At 63.2% G+C, this 14947-nt stretch carries 10 protein-coding genes and 1 pseudogene; 6 read left to right on the forward strand and 5 right to left on the reverse strand.

Annotation, left to right across the window (positions count from 1 at the left end):
• Positions 1–120 precede the first annotated feature (120 nt).
• From V6M61_RS07130 to trxA, 5 genes and pseudogenes are all read right to left on the reverse strand, one after another.
• Positions 121–1092: pseudogene (locus tag V6M61_RS07130) on the reverse strand (MATE family efflux transporter); the annotation flags it as partial.
• Complete coding sequence (locus V6M61_RS07135; RefSeq protein ID WP_332775875.1) at positions 1089–2867, reverse strand: hypothetical protein; 1779 nt, start codon at positions 2865–2867, stop codon at positions 1089–1091. The gene V6M61_RS07135 and the pseudogene V6M61_RS07130, both read right to left, overlap by 4 nt.
• A gap of 104 nt (positions 2868–2971) precedes the next feature.
• Positions 2972–3253: a type B 50S ribosomal protein L31 gene (locus tag V6M61_RS07140; RefSeq protein ID WP_332775876.1), complete on the reverse strand. Its 282-nt coding sequence runs from the start codon at positions 3251–3253 to the stop codon at positions 2972–2974.
• Between the two features lie 492 nt (positions 3254–3745).
• A complete protein-coding gene (gene rho, locus V6M61_RS07145; protein WP_332775877.1) occupies positions 3746–5008 on the reverse strand; it encodes a transcription termination factor Rho in 1263 nt (420 codons plus the stop codon).
• Positions 5009–5299: 291 nt separating this feature from the next.
• Positions 5300–5632 (reverse strand): thioredoxin TrxA, encoded by a 333-nt coding sequence (gene trxA, locus V6M61_RS07150; RefSeq protein WP_332775878.1) that lies wholly within the window; start codon positions 5630–5632, stop codon positions 5300–5302.
• Between the two features lie 125 nt (positions 5633–5757).
• On the opposite strand from trxA, the gene V6M61_RS07155 reads away from it, so the two are divergent.
• The 6 genes from V6M61_RS07155 (at position 5758) to V6M61_RS07180 (ending at position 14422) form a co-directional block, all read left to right on the forward strand.
• Positions 5758–8304 (forward strand): PD-(D/E)XK nuclease family protein, encoded by a 2547-nt coding sequence (locus V6M61_RS07155; protein WP_332775879.1) that lies wholly within the window; start codon positions 5758–5760, stop codon positions 8302–8304.
• A complete protein-coding gene (locus tag V6M61_RS07160; protein WP_332775880.1) occupies positions 8301–11591 on the forward strand; it encodes a UvrD-helicase domain-containing protein in 3291 nt (1096 codons plus the stop codon). Before V6M61_RS07155 ends, V6M61_RS07160 begins: the two co-directional genes overlap by 4 nt.
• Before the next feature lie 188 nt (positions 11592–11779).
• A complete protein-coding gene (locus V6M61_RS07165; protein ID WP_332775881.1) occupies positions 11780–13138 on the forward strand; it encodes a TIGR03862 family flavoprotein in 1359 nt (452 codons plus the stop codon).
• A 79-nt stretch (positions 13139–13217) separates the two neighbouring features.
• Positions 13218–13499, forward strand: a complete 282-nt coding sequence (locus tag V6M61_RS07170) for a hypothetical protein (protein WP_332775882.1) — start codon at positions 13218–13220, stop codon at positions 13497–13499.
• 196 nt (positions 13500–13695) lie between these two features.
• Complete coding sequence (locus tag V6M61_RS07175; RefSeq protein WP_332775883.1) at positions 13696–14163, forward strand: DUF7380 domain-containing protein; 468 nt, start codon at positions 13696–13698, stop codon at positions 14161–14163.
• On the forward strand, positions 14147–14422 hold the full coding sequence (locus V6M61_RS07180; protein ID WP_332775884.1) for a hypothetical protein: 276 nt from the start codon (positions 14147–14149) through the stop codon (positions 14420–14422). The genes V6M61_RS07175 and V6M61_RS07180 overlap by 17 nt, the downstream gene beginning before the upstream one ends.
• Positions 14423–14947 lie beyond the last annotated feature (525 nt).

Below are 14947 nucleotides of genomic sequence, written 5' to 3' on the forward strand. Positions count from 1 at the left end.
TGTGGAGATAGGTCGCCACCGTTTCGGTGGCCCAAAGAGTTGGGGCCGCGTTAGCGACCCCGTTTAGCCGCTTTGAGCGGCTCACAAAATTGAAAGCCCCCGGCTTTGCCGGGGGATGGTTACCGCAATGGCTATGCCGGCTGTGAGCTTAAAACCCAACAAGACCACACGCCGGGCCTGCTCCGGAAAGCCTGCGCCGATCCAGAATGACACACGGGCGCTGCAGGCCAGCGCCATGGACAGCGGCATCATGTAAAGCACGGCGGCCACGCTGGAGGCAATCTGGTGGCTGGCCGCCGCCGCGGTGCCCAGCCGGGCGATGAACAGGGCCATCAGGGTAAACGAAGTGACCTCAACCAGGTAAGCCAGGCCACCCGGGATGCCAAGGCGCGCAAACCTGGCGATTTCGCGCCAGTGGGGCCGCTCCAGGGATTTCCAGATCCGGTAAGGCCGGTAGAGGGGCTGTGCGCGCAGCATCAGCACCGCCAGCACCAGCAGCAGATAGTTGACCGCCAGCGTGGCCCAGGCGCAACCGACCACGCCCATGGGCTCCAGCCCCCAGCCACCGGCCACAAACCAGATCGACAAGGGGATTTTGACCAGCAGGGCGCCCACCTGGAGCCAGGTGACCAGCAGGGGTTTGCCCAGCGACTGGTTGAGCGTGCTGTACACCCGAAACAGCAGGGCAGGGACAAACGCCAGCGCCAGCACGGCCAGGTAGCGCTGCACCTCACCCTGCATCGATTGCGGGACTTCGGCCCAATGCAGCAAGGGGCCGGGAAACAGCAGGGCTGCGATGCCCACCACCCCAATGGCGGCCACCAGGTACAGGCTTTGCCGGAGCGATTGCCCTACGGCTTCGTAGCGGCGTGCGCCATGCAGTTCCGCCCAGATGGGCAGCAGGGCCTGCACGATGCCGATCAGGCTGACATAGACGCTGATGTAGATGGCCGAGCCCACGGACAAGGCCGCCAGTGCCGCGTCGCTGTAGCGGCCGGCAATCACGGTATCGGCAACCCCAAACGCCATCACGGCCAGCTGGCCCACCAGCACCGTGCCGGCGTGCTGGACTATGATTTTCAGTTCGCTCACAAACGGCGAATGGCTTTGGCCGATGCCGGCCGGGTGGCAGGCCCGCTCATGGTCAGGCTGACGCGTTTGAACAGCAGCACGTTCTCATTGCTGTCGGTAGGCCGGCGTATGGTGGCCTTGAACGCCCATTCGGGCAAATCCACCGTGCTGCTCAGCGTGGCCTGCGCGTCGGCATCGACGACCAGGTAGGGGCAACGGGCCTTCGCGCCGGCCTGGTGCAGCTCCAGTTGCCCGTGGTATTGCAAGGCGGCGGTCTGGGCAATGCTCAGGCCGTAAATTTCCACGCAGGCGCTTTTGTCCACCATGCTGGCCACTTGCCGGGACAGGGGGGCGTAGCTGCGTGCGTAATCCAGCAGCGGCAGCCACAGCGTCATCAGCAGCAGCCAGCACAGTGTGGCGCCGCCCGCCGGCAGGACCAGCGACCGCCAGAGGACCGCACGCTGCTTGCCAGCTCGCCAATGAACCAGCCAGCCCCAGGCCAGTGTGGCCAGCAGGGCGACCAGAAATGCAAACCATGAAAAACTGGGCTCAAACCCGGGTGCCAGCTTGGCGACGTTGGCGGCAGGCTGTCTGGGCACACCGGTTTGCATGGCCAGCCAGACCACCCAGATGATGAAAGCGCAGCCGGTGAAGAACAGCAGGGTAAACCAGTCGATCAGTGAAGCCACGCTGCGCTTGAGCGTTGGCAGGGCAAAGGCGGCCAGCGCGGCCAGCGCCGGCAGGCTGAGCAGCAGGCTGCGGTCTGCGGCGGGCGTTGTGAGCGTCGAGACAATGGCAACGCAGGCAAACCATAAAGGCAAAGCCACATGACGGCTGGTCAATTGCCAGCGCCAGCGCCACAAGGTCCAGAGCGCCAGGGGCCACGCCGGCCAGGTGAACCAGACCAGCAGGCGCAGCAGGCTGCGCCAGTGCTTGCGATGGTCGGGGTTTTCAAGCCCGTGCAGCTCGATGCGCCAGCGCCACAAATTCAGCCAGGAAGCCAGTAGCGCCACGGCCACGGTGGCGGCCACCATCAGCAAGATCCAGTGTTGCGAGGCCCGCTTGCCGTCCGTTGCGGCCTCGTCATGGCTCCTGCGGCCATGGCTCCATTCCACCAGTGCGCCGCCGGCGCCCAGCAAAACAGCCAGCGTCGGCGCACCACTCAGGGCCAGGCCCATCAGGCCGGCGACCAGGCCCAGCGCCGGGCCGAATAGCTGGGTGGCCCGGCGGTAAGGGCTGGCCGCCATCGCATAAAACACCAGCGCGGTGCAACCCAGTTGGGCCAGTGCAGGCGTGGTTTCGTGCGAGAGCTGCGCCAGGCCCAGGCTGGCGATCAGGGCCAGCAGGCCGGCATCGGCAATGGCCCGGGCATAGTCGATCGGGCCCGCTTCACCGCCAAAGGCAAAGGCCACCGGCTGGGCCTGGGGGCTGCGGGCCAGGTAATACACTGCATACCAGGTCGCCAGCAGCGTCAGCGCGAGCAATAGCCCGAACGGAATGCGCACGGCAAAAGCCGGGTCCAGAAAAGGCAGGCCCTTGATGGCCAGCGCACCCAGCCAGTAGGGCAGCAGGGCTTCAAATTCGGCAAAGCGCCCCAACAACTGCGGCTGCAGCCAGTTGATGCCCGTGGACGCGAGTTCCTGCATCGCGCCGAATGCGGCGATGTCGGCGTTTTTCCAGGGACCGCGCCCGAAAAACCCCGGCAGCACATAGGCCACGCAAAACAGCAGCAGCGCCAGCCGTGGCAAACGGCGCACGGCCGACTGGGCAACGATGGCGGGCGAAGGCTTGTTCAAGGTGAGTCAGGGGTAAGTGGACGAATGGGTGCAATTTTGGGGCAAAAAAAAAGCAGCCTGAAACCTCAGGCTGCTTTTTCGATGGGACAAAAAAATTGCGCAGCTTACTTGGTGACTTCGGGAGCTGCCTCTTTGGCAGCGGTTTTGCCAAAGCGGTTGCGGAACTTCTCGACACGGCCACCCATGTTGTCCACGGATTTTTGCGTGCCGGTATAGAAAGGGTGTGACTCGCTGGACGTATCGAGCTTGTACAGGGGCAGTTCGCGACCGTCTTCCATCTTCACCATTTCTTTGGTGTTCACGCAGGAGCGTGTGACGAATTTGAAGTTGTTGGACAAGTCCAAAAAGCAAACTTCGCGGTAGTTGGGGTGAATGCCTTCTTTCATGATCTTTCCTTATTCGTTGCGGGAGCCACTCAAGCCATTCCTGGGCACTTTCCGCTAAGCCAGCGATTATACCACCCCCACGGTCGCTCACTGCGTGTAGCTTCCTGCCCCCCGAGGGGGCCGCTGCGCCTGCGGCCCGGCGAAGCCGGTTCCGCGGCCCCCGCTTGGTTGGGGCGCTCCATCGCTCACTTCGTATCGCTTGATGGGTACGAGTGTCAAGCTTGCTTTACATGTCTATCTGTTGAACGCTGATTTTGAGCTTGATTTATGCATCAGATTGGCCTCTAGTCCACGTAGAACGTGCGTAGCAAGCTATTAATTTGATAGCGATCTGGGTGTTCGGTGCAACATGAGTGAGCGAGCATGGGAGCTCTTCATACCAGCCGGGGCCGCGGAACCGGCTTCGCCGGGCCGCAGGCGCAGCGGCCCCCTCGGGGGGCAGGGCGCTACACGAAGTGAGCAACCGTGGGGGCGATAGTTGGCGAGGCGGCTTTAGCCGCCTCGCCGCATCATGTCGAAGAATTCGTGGTTGTTTTTGGTCGCTTTCATGTTTTTGAGCATGAGCTCCATGGACTCGATTTCGTCCATGTTGTACATGAATTGGCGCAAGATGCGTGACTTTTGCAGGATTTCAGGGGCCAGCAGCAGCTCTTCCTTGCGGGTGCCGCTGCGGTTGAGGTGAATTGCCGGGAACACGCGTTTTTCGTAGAGGCGGCGGTCCAGGTGGATTTCACTGTTACCGGTGCCCTTGAATTCTTCAAAGATCACCTCGTCCATGCGGCTGCCGGTATCGACCAGCGCGGTGCCTATGATGGTCAGGCTGCCGCCTTCCTCGATTTTGCGCGCTGCACCAAAGAAACGCTTGGGGCGCTGCAGGGCGTTGGCGTCGACGCCGCCGGTGAGCACCTTGCCTGACGAGGGCAGCACGTTGTTGTAGGCGCGGGCCAGTCGGGTGATGGAGTCCAGCAGAATCACCACGTCCTTGCCGAGTTCGACCAGGCGCTTGGCGCGCTCGATCACCATTTCAGCCACATGCACGTGGCGGGCGGCCGGTTCGTCAAAGGTCGAGGAGATCACCTCGCCGCGCACGCTGCGCTGCATCTCGGTGACCTCTTCAGGGCGCTCATCGACCAGCAGCACCATCATCACCACTTCAGGGTAGTTGGCCGTGATGGCGTGGGCGATGTTCTGCATCATCACGGTCTTGCCGGACTTGGGCGGCGCGACCAGCAGGGCGCGCTGGCCTTTGCCGATGGGGGCGATGATGTCGATGATGCGGCTGGTCAGGTTTTCTTCGGCCTTGATGTCGCGCTCGAGCTTGAACTGTTCGCGCGGGAACAGCGGCGTCAGGTTCTCGAACATGACCTTGTGCTTGTTGTCTTCAGGTGCGCCGTCGTTGACCTTGTCGAGCTTGTTCAGTGCAAAGTAGCGCTCGCCGTCTTTGGGGGTGCGCACTTCGCCTTCAATCATGTCGCCGGTGTGCAGATTGAAGCGGCGGATCTGGCTGGGGCTGATGTAGATGTCGTCGGTGCTGGCGGTGTAGCTCGAGTCCGGTGCGCGCAGGAAACCAAAACCGTCGGGCAGCACTTCCAGCACGCCATCGGCCACGATGGTTTCGCCGGTTTTGGCACGCTTCTTGATGATCGCAAACATCAGTTCCTGCTTGCGCATGCGGCCGACGTTTTCAATTTCGAGGGCTTCGGCCTGCTTGAGGACTTCAGACACGTGCAGTGCCTTGAGTTCGTTTAAGTGCATGTGATTACTCCTTGCGGAGTTCAGTAAAAAAACGGGGGAGGTTTGAAAGGAAGCCGGAAAAGAAGGGGAGGCTTACAAACCGGGAACTCGAACCGGCTGGCAGCAGCCAGTCAGCGAATAGGGCACATTATGACAGGAAATTGCGGGGGTAAAACGGGGCGCCGGCTGCCGGGGCAAGGGGCGTTGAGGCCGGGCGGGGAGGGTTGCGCCTGATGTTGCGAAGAGCCTTGGGTGTTTCAAGGTTCTTCGCAGCTTGCACAAACGCCATGCAATGGCCAATGGCCGTGCGTGTCAGGCCAGTTGCTGGTCAATGAAGGCGGTCAACTGGGCCTTGCTCATGGCGCCGACCTTGGTGGCGGCGAGCTGGCCGTCCTTGAACAGCATCAGGGTCGGGATGCCGCGAATGCCGAACTTGGCCGGGATGTCGCGGTTTTCGTCCACATTCATCTTGGCGATCTGCAGCTTGCCGTCATAGCCGGTGGCCACTTCGTCCAGGATGGGGGCGATCATCTTGCAGGGGCCACACCATTCAGCCCAGTAATCCACCAGCACGGGCTTGCTTGACTTCAGCACGTCGGCTTCAAAGGTGGCATCGGTGGTGTGTTTAATCAGTTCGCTGGCCATGACGGCTCCTTTTTCTGAAAGAGGTTTCAAGATACGGCTAAAGTTGCAGGCATTGTGGCAGAAACCAAGTACCCCTGTCGGCTGTATTCGTCCCGGTCCGTCCTATGACCGTGATAGCCAACGTCATGCACCCTCCATTGGCGCAGCCTGCGTCTGCCGGACATCCGGCTGACATCGCCTGGCAGCAGGCCATGGCGCAGCTGGCCGCCGCGCTGGCTCAGCGTGGCGTCCATCCGTCCCGCGCCGTGGTGCTGCTGCCCTACGCCCAGCTGATGCAGCAGGCCAGGGCTGCCTGGCTGGCCCAGGCTGGCAGCGCCGGGGCCGAGGTCTGCCTGGTGCCGCGGTTTGAAACCACCATGAATTGGAGCGCCAGCCTGGGCGGCACGCTGGGGGTGTTCGAGCCTTCGGGGGACGATCTGCGGCTCGACGTGGCTTGCGATGTGCTGACTGCCGCTTCCCTGCTGGCGCGTGCAGGCCTGGCCGAGCATCAGGACGCCCTCGCAGGCCGCCTGGTCGAAGCGGCCTGGGCTATCGCCAAACTGGCTGCTGCCGTGCCGCCCGAGCAGCGTCCGGCCTGGGGGGCCCGTCTGGCGGCTGGTTTGGGCGCCGGGCTGGAGGCCCCGGTGCTGGCGCTGGAGGCCGCGCTGGGCCGGCTCGCGCTGGCTTGGGCCGCCAACTCCAGCTACCCCTCGGACCGGCTTTTTTCGGCGCCCGCCGAGCTGCTGGTGGTGTTGGAAGGCTTTCAGGCCGAGCCCCTGACCGAGGCGTTGAAAACCCGGTTTGGCGAGCGTGCCTTCTCCATCCCCCTGAATCTGCCGGCCGATGCGGGCGTGCCCGCGCTGCATGCCGCCCAGGACGCGGAAGACGAAGCGCAACGTGCGGCGGCCTGTGTGCTGGCGCACCTGGCGCAGGGGCGCAGTCCGGTCGCGCTGATCGCTCAGGACCGCGTGCTCACGCGCCGGATACGCGCCATGCTGGACGAGCGCGGCGTGGCGCTGCGCGATGAAACCGGCTGGAAGCTCTCGACCACCCGGGCTGCGGCCAGCCTGATGAGCCTGCTGCGCGCACAGCCCTGGGACGCGTCCACCGATGCCGTGTTGGACTGGCTGAAGAACGCGCCGGCCTTTGAGGCGTCTGGCGTCACGGCGCTGGAGGTCGCGCTGCGCAAGGCGGGCGTGCGGCAGTGGCGGTCGCTGCCTGCCCCGCCAGAGGCATGGCAGGCCAGCAGCGCGCTGATTGGCCAGGTACAAGCGCTGCGGGATGCCTTGCAGCGTGCACGGCCGCTGGCAGCCTGGTTGCGCGATCTGCGGGCCGCCCTGCAAAGCGCCGGCCAGTGGGAGGCGCTGATGCAGGACGCCGCCGGCATGGCGGTGCTCGATGTGCTGCGCCTGCACGAAGGCGCCGAAGCCGAATTTGCCGATCAGCTGCCGCGCATGGGACTGCGCGATGTGACCAGTTGGGTCAATCAGGTGCTGGAGTCAGTCAGCTTCACGCCGCGGCACCCGTCCCAGGCCCAGGTGGTCATCCTGCCGCTCAGCCAGCTGCTGGGCCGGCCCATGCAGGCCGTGGTGCTGCCCGGTTGCGACGAAATCCGCCTGCCGGTCTCGCCCGAGCCTGCGGGGCTGTGGACGCCGGGCCAGCGCGAGCTGCTGGGCCTGCCTTCGCGCCAGGAACTGAGCCTGGTCGCCCGTGCCGCCTGGCGCTACGCCTTGCAATTGCCCCGGGTGGATGTGCTGTGGCGAACCAGCGAAGGGGGCGAGCGGCTGATGCCCAGCGGCTTTGTGCAGGAGCTGTTGCTGCTGCAGACGCCGGTGCTGTCGCCAGACCCGCGTCGCCCGCGCGAAGTGGCTGTGCAGCCCACGCCGGCGCCCATGCCCACCGGCCAGGTACTGCCGGTGGAGCGCCTGTCTGCCAGCGCCTACGAAGACCTGCGCCGCTGCCCCTACCGTTTCTTTGCGCTACGCCAGCTCAAGCTGCAGGAGTCCGACGAGCTCGATGGCGAGCTGGGTAAGCGCGACTTTGGCAACTGGCTGCACAGTCTGCTGCGGCATTTTCATGAGCAGTTAAAAGCGACGCCAGCCGGCGATCTGCCTGCGCAGACAGCTATGATAAATATAGCGGCCCAGCAGGCAGCCCGGGAGCTGGGCCTGAGCGACAGCGAGTTCTTGCCCTTTGCCGCCGCCTGGCCGCGCGTGCGCGAAGGCTACCTGCAGTGGCTGGCTGAACATGAAGCCACCGGTGCGCGGTTTGCACAGGCCGAGGTGGCCAAAACCATGCCGCTGGGCCCGCTCACGCTGGTCGGCCGGATCGATCGCATGGACCAGCAGGCCGACGGCAGCACCCTGGTGATGGACTACAAAACCGAGGCACGCACCACCACGAATGAACGCATCAAACAGGGCGCTGAAGATACCCAGCTGGCCTTCTACGCCGCGCTGCTGCACGACGACACGCTGGCCGCGGCCTACGTGAACCTGGGCGAGAAAGAGCCGACCCGCAGCTTTGCGCAGCCCGACATTGTTGAACTGCGCGATGAGCTGATTGGCGGCATCCTGAGCGACATGGGCCGAATCGCCCAGGGCGCGCCCCTGCCGGCGCTGGGAGAAGGCAAGGCCTGCGACTTCTGCGCGGCGCGCGGCCTGTGCCGCAAAGACTTTCGGGAGGGCGCATGAGCGAGGGCGCGGTGCAAGCCGCCTACGAACGCAACGGCACGCCAGTTTCCGCTGAAACTTTTTACACCATCGCCTGCGACCCGCGCCGCAGCGTGGCGGTGGAGGCCTGTGCCGGGGCCGGTAAAACCTGGATGCTGGTCTCGCGCATGGTGCGGGCTTTGCTGGAGGGGGCGAGCGAAGACGATGCCTCGCGCGCCCAGCCGCACGAGATCTTGGCCATCACCTTCACCAAAAAGGCCGCCGGCGAGATGCGCGAGCGCCTGTATGAGTGGCTGGCGCAGTTTGCCCATGCGGACGATGACACCCTGGCCCGGGAGCTGCGCATCCGCGGTGTTTCAAGCCAAACAGGCCAGCAGCCCGCGCCCCACCTGCGCAAGCAGCTATCAAATCTATATCAAAGCATGCTGGCCACGGGCCGGCCGGTGCAGATCCGCACCTTTCACGGCTGGTTTGCGGCGCTGCTGCGCAGTGCCCCGGTGCTGGTGTTGCAGCGCCTGGGCTTGCCGGTCAATTACGAGCTGCTCGAAGACGACGGCCCGGCCAAGGCGCTGGTCTGGCGGCGCTTTTATGCGGCGCTGGTGGCCGAGCCCGCGCTCAAGGCCGATTTTGAAGCCGTGGTCGAGACGCACGGCCGCTTTCAGGCCGGCAAGGCCCTGCAGACAGCGCTGGACAAGCGCATTGAATTTGCGCTGGCGGACGCGCAGGGCGTGGTGGATGCCTCGGTGCAACCCTTTGGCGAGCAGTTTCCCGAGTTTGCCGGACTGCAAACGCCAGAAGCACTGCTCACCGATCAACCCGCCCATCGCCAGGCGCTGAGTGCCGCCGCGGTGGCGCTGGGCCGGGCCAGCGCGCCCACGTTCTCGGCCAAAGGCGTGGAGCTGGAACAAGCCCTGACGGCCGGCGACATGCCCGCCGTCTTCGCCGCCTTGCTGACCGAGAAAGGCACGCCGCGCAAGTTTGGCGAAAAAATTGTCGGCATAGCGCAGGTGCGCGCGGCGCAGGACCTGGTGCTGCGCGTGGCAGCCGCCCGCCAGCAACATGAGGCATGGCTTTACCAGCAGCACATGGCGCGGCTGAGCCGCCTGCTGATCGCTGAATTCACGGCGCTCAAACGCGAGCATGGCTGGGTCGACATGAACGACGTCGAACGTGCCGCGCTGGTGATGCTGGGCGACCCGGTGCTTTCGGGCTGGGTGCAGGAGCGGCTGGACGGGCGCATCAGGCACCTGCTGATCGACGAGTTCCAGGACACCAACCCCTTGCAGTGGCAGGCGCTGTCGTCTTGGTTGGGCAGCTATGCGGGCGCCGGTGCTGCGGCGCCCAGCGTCTTCATTGTGGGCGATCCCAAGCAAAGCATTTACCGCTTCCGCCGCGCCGAGCCGCAGGTGTTTCGCGCCGCGCAGCGCTTCATCCGCGAGGGGCTGGGCGGCGATCTGCTCAGCTGCGACCACACCCGCCGCAACGCCTTGCAGGTGATCGCCATGGTGAACGCCGCGCTGGGCACGGCAGGGCAGGCCGATGGTTATGAAGGGTTCAGGGCGCACACGACGGATTCGAAGGAGCAGGGCGCGGTGTGCCGGCTGCCGCCCATTCCCCGTGAAAAGGGCTCAGCAGGCGAGGATGCGCCGCCATCATCTGGCTGGCGCGACAGCCTGACCACCCCGCGCGAACTGCCCGAGGAAACGCTGCGCACCCTGGAAGCGCGCCAGGCCGCCGCGTGGGTTGCACAACAACTCACCCATGGTTTAAAGCCGTCGGACATCATGGTGCTGTCGCGCAAGCGGGCCGGCCTGATGCCGCTGCAGGACGAGTTGCGCAAGCTGCACATTGCGGCGCAGATTGGCGAGAAAACCGATTTGATCGAATGCTGCGAAGTGCTCGATGTGGTGGCGCTGCTCGATGTGCTGGTGTCACCGCAGCACGATTTGTCGCTGGCGCGGGCGCTCAAGTCGCCGCTGTTCGGGCTTGGCGATGATGGCCTGGTGCAGATCGCCCTGCGGCAGCGCGAGCAGGGCGGCTCATGGTTTGATGTGCTACAAAAATCAGAGCCGCCAACGCCGGAACTGCAAGGGCTGAAAGCTATTTTGACGCTATGGAAAGGCTGGCTGGACAGCCTGCCGCCGCACGACGCGCTGCAGGCGATTTTTCACGACGGCGATGTGCTGGCCCGTTTTGCCGCGGCAGCCCCGGCCGCGCTGCGCAACACCGTGCTGGCCAATCTGCGGGCGCTGCTGGGGGTGGCGCTGGAGCTGGACCAGGGCCGCTACGCCACACCCTATGCCTTTGTGCGCGCGCTCAAGGCCGGCGGCCTGCTCGCGCCCGCGACGGTCAGCAGCGAGGCCGTGCGGCTGTTGACCATTCATGGCGCCAAAGGGCTGGAAGCGAAGGCCGTGCTGCTGCTGGACACCGACACGGTGGAGCGCAACGCCGACAGCATGAGCGTGCTGGTGGACTGGCCCGGCGAGGCCGCCGAGCCGCGCAAGTTCGTGTTTCTGGTCAGCGAAAGCCGCCCGCCGGCCTGCGCGCAGGACACGCTGGCCCAAGAGCAGGCGGAGCGCCAGCGTGAAGAGCTCAATGCGCTGTATGTGGCGCTGACCCGTGCCCGGCACACGCTGGCGATTTCGTCGATAGCACCGCACCGCGAGACCACGCACAGCTGGTGGCAACGCCTGCAGGGGCTGGCGCAGGCGGTGGCGCTGCCGCCTGCACCCGAGCCTGCGGTGGCATCGACGTCGACGGCGGACGCGGCTGCTGCAGTCTTCCAGCTTCCGGCATTGCCTGAACTGCCCGAGGCCTTGCTGGTACAGGCGACGCCTGCTGAAGACGACGATGAAGATTCAGATTCGCTGTCAGCCCGCAAAGGCAAGGCCATGCACCGGCTGCTGGAGTGGGGTGGCGCGTCACCGCCGCAAGTCACGGCCGCCGCGCGCGAGTTTCACCTGAACCCCGTCCAGGCCGGCGAGGCCGCCGCCATGGCGCAGCGCATTCTGGCCGGCGAGGGCGCCTGGGCCTGGGATGCCGGCGTGGTGGCCTGGCACGGCAACGAGGTGGAGTTGGTCTACCAGGGGCAGAGCTTTCGGCTGGACCGGCTGGTGCAGCGCAAGGATGCCGGACACGAAGGCCAGTGGTGGGTGCTGGACTACAAATCGGCCCGTTCGCCGCAGCGCCAGCCCGCGCTGGTGGCCAAGATGCAGACTTACCAGGCGGCCGTGCAGGCGTTGTACCCGGGCGCTGCGGTGAAGGCCGCCTTTCTGACCGGGCAAGGGGCGGTGGTGGAGTTGGCTTGAGGGACAATCGAGCATGCGCCCGACAGCCTCTGGGCTTCAATATCCAAGCGATTTAGCCCTGTAGCCCGCATGAAGTATTCGCATTAAGCTATAAAAATAATAGCAAAAATACGGGTTTCAAAGCTGTGCAACTCATCCAGATTTTCTGAAAACCCCTGACAACCGATTTTTTGCAAACGGAAATTACCTTGAGCCACCCTGCCAGTCCTGTTCCATCCCATCCTGCCGATGCCCGCCCCTTGCGCGTGGCCGTGATCGGCGGCGGGCCCGCCGGCCTGATGGCCGCCGAGGTGCTGGCCAGCGCCGGCGTGCCCGGTCTGGTGGTGCAGCTGTACGACGCCATGCCGTCGGTGGGTCGCAAGTTTTTGCTGGCCGGCAAGGGGGGTTTGAACCTCACGCATTCGGAAGCTTTCGAGGCCTTCATGAGCCGCTACGGCGAGCGGCGTGCCGCGCTGGAGCCCCGCATCGCCGCCTTTGGCGCCACCGAGCTTCGCGCTTGGGCGCACGCGCTGGGCGTGGACACCTTTGTGGGCAGCTCGGGCCGCGTGTTTCCCAAAGACATGAAGGCCGCCCCTTTGCTGCGCGCCTGGCTGCACCGGCTGCGCAGCGCGGGTGTGCAGTTTTTCATGCGGCACCGCTGGCTGGGTTGGGGCGCTGATGGCGCACTGCATTTTTCAACACCCGCCGGCGAGTTGCAGGTGCAGGCCGATGCCGTGGTGCTGGCACTGGGCGGCGGCAGCTGGGCGCGGCTGGGCTCCGACGGTGCCTGGGCGACGCTGCTGGAAGCGCGCGGCGTGCCGGTGCTGCCGCTGCAACCCTCGAACTGCGGCTTTGATGTGGGCCGCAGCAGCACCGACGACGCTGAAACCCGGCGTGAATTTCTCAAAACCCTGATCGGCCAGGGTGCGGCGCCCGAAACCGGCTGGAGCGAATACTTTGTCAGCCGCTTTGCCGGCCAGCCTTTCAAGTCGGTGGCCATCAGCTTGACCGATGCGCAAGGCCGCCACTTTAGCCGGCGCGGCGAGTTTGTGGCCACGGCCACCGGCGTGGAAGGCAGTCTGATTTACGCCGCCTCCGCCAGCTTGCGCGACGACATTGCCGCCAGCGGCAGCGCCATTTTTCATCTGGACCTGCTGCCCGACAAATCGCCCGAGCGCGTGCTGGCCGAGGTGTCGCACCCGCGCGGCTCGCGCTCGCTGTCCAGCCACCTCAAAAGCCGTCTCGGCCTCGAAGGCATCAAGTCCGCCATCCTGCACGAGCTGCTCGGCAAAGAGGCCATGAACGACCCCGCACAACTCGCGGCCGCCATCAAGGCCCTGCCGGTGCGTGTGGTGGCAGCGCGCCCGATCGACGAGGCGATCAGCAGCGCCGGCGGCGTGCCGTTTGAGGCGCTGGATGACGGCCTGATGCTGCGCAAGCTGCCGGGCGTGTTTTGCGCAGGTGAAATGCTGGACTGGGAAGCGCCCACCGGCGGCTACCTGCTCACCGCCTGTTTTGCCACGGGACGCCGGGCCGGGCAGGGTGTTTTAAGTCATTTTGGCCTCTAGCTCCAATAAAGACGAGCGTAATAAGCTATTAATTTGATAGCAATTTGGTGGTGATTAAATTGCCAGAAAGGATTGTTCCATGATTGTGCGTTTCAACATTGACCGGCTGGGCTCGGGAGCTTACGAATACCGCGTGACTTACGAAGGGGAAGCGCTGTTCGGCGACGCCGGCCTGGACAGCATTGAAGCTTGCATCATTGCCGCCACCGAGGGGCTGGGCAGCGACCCCGTCGGTGCAGAAATTGCCTACCAGGGCATCATCAGCGGCACCTATCCGCTGGCCACCCTGGCGCTGGCGTCAGCGCAAATTGCAGAGCATGCGCTTAATACGACGACGGCGATGGAGGAGGTCAGTTCCTGAGGGGCTGTATCAGGCCGTGGCGTGCGAGCTGATTGGTACTGCGTGATTTGTTCTTGAATGCTGCGCAGCATCAAGGCTCATTTTCGATTCGCAAATAAACGCGCAAAATAACTCGGAAAATTCATATAAGTTATTGATAACAATAGAAAATTTCCATTCTCAAGATTCGCCAATCGCTGTAGCAAAAGATTGACCATTGGCAATACTGCATGAGGGCAATCACGCCCGCGACCGGAATGTTGGAGGGACGATGGAGAGTAAGTATCAAGTGGGATTTCGGGATCTTCTGGACTGCGGCTGGAAAGCCGCCTTGCCTACGGCAGACGAACCATTCATGTCACTTTGGCAAGCCTTTGGCAGAGCCTCAGAGCAAGCGGGAAAAGAAGGCAAAGAGGTTTCCGCAAGGGCGTTGAAGTTGTTCGCCGCTGTCACTTCGATGATGGTGAAGCCACGCAGTACAAATACTCCCTTTGCTCCCATTTTCGAGGCGGGTGATGGTCGGCGGTCATCTTTACCAGAGGACTTCGTTGAAGGCGATATCGCGGCCCTCGCAAAGGCTTGCAAGGAAATCGATGATCCATGGATACGAGCTCGATTCGCAGACATCGTTTGGCTTTCTAAAAAGCCACGTGAAATAGCACTTATCAATGCCGAATCGCTATGAGAAGCTAAAAATTAAGGAAAATATGACAACTACAAATCTGAGTGCGCAAAGTGATTGGTTAGGGAGTCAAGGCGATGCTGTCACTCAAGCGTCTATTCTTATCAATGAAAAGATTGCGGCCGCGACCTTGCAAATTGAAGCCCAAAACGGTCAAATTTATGCAGTGGACAATCCTTCTGTCGAGGTTAGCCAGAAGCAAGAGGTCGACGAAATTTACTACCAAGGTTATGCCCGTGCGAGCATTGAATGGTCTGTTTGATTTGAGTTTTTTTGTTAGTTAAAAATAATCCAAGAGAGGAAAATCATGAGGAAATTCTATTTGTTGAAGACGTTCTTTGTTTGTTTCGCATTTGTATGCTCACAGGCGGACGCAGCTATCGAATGCATTAGCAAGGTTTCAAATTCAGTTACTACCCCTGACTGGCATTGCAGTAAACACTGCGGGGATTGGGCTAACACTCGACCTATGCAAACACTGACGCTTGAAATGGATCAGAAATTTAAGAACATGGGCGCTTTTTTTAGGAATCCTTCGTCATCATGTGTCGGAGGAGCACTTTGCGGATTCTCAAATATTCCGACTCCTGGTGTGTCTGCCAATGCGGAGCAGGTAAAGCTGTCTTTCAAGACCTGGAGTCGGCCAGTAGTGGTAACAGTGTCGGCCGACATATGTGTTGTAAACAATGCTGCCCCCCCCCCCACGCCATCTTCAAATCCGGTGGTCTTGCCGTCAAACCCCATTCCTCCTAAAGCGCCGGTGGTTGCACCAGCTGGCAAACCCCCA

This window comes from Polaromonas sp., from assembly GCF_036676035.1.
Classification (GTDB): Bacteria; Pseudomonadota; Gammaproteobacteria; order Burkholderiales; family Burkholderiaceae_C; genus Polaromonas.

Coding starts and splice junctions, on each gene's coding strand:
- V6M61_RS07140 (WP_332775876.1), bottom strand. CDS start 3,253: ATGAAAGAAGGCATTCACCCCAACTACCGCGAAGTTTGCTTTTTGGAC.
- trxA (WP_332775878.1), bottom strand. CDS start 5,632: ATGGCCAGCGAACTGATTAAACACACCACCGATGCCACCTTTGAAGCC.
- V6M61_RS07170 (WP_332775882.1), top strand. CDS start 13,218: ATGATTGTGCGTTTCAACATTGACCGGCTGGGCTCGGGAGCTTACGAA.
- V6M61_RS07160 (WP_332775880.1), top strand. CDS start 8,301: ATGAGCGAGGGCGCGGTGCAAGCCGCCTACGAACGCAACGGCACGCCA.
- V6M61_RS07155 (WP_332775879.1), top strand. CDS start 5,758: ATGCACCCTCCATTGGCGCAGCCTGCGTCTGCCGGACATCCGGCTGAC.
- rho (WP_332775877.1), bottom strand. CDS start 5,008: ATGCACTTAAACGAACTCAAGGCACTGCACGTGTCTGAAGTCCTCAAG.
- V6M61_RS07180 (WP_332775884.1), top strand. CDS start 14,147: ATGCCGAATCGCTATGAGAAGCTAAAAATTAAGGAAAATATGACAACT.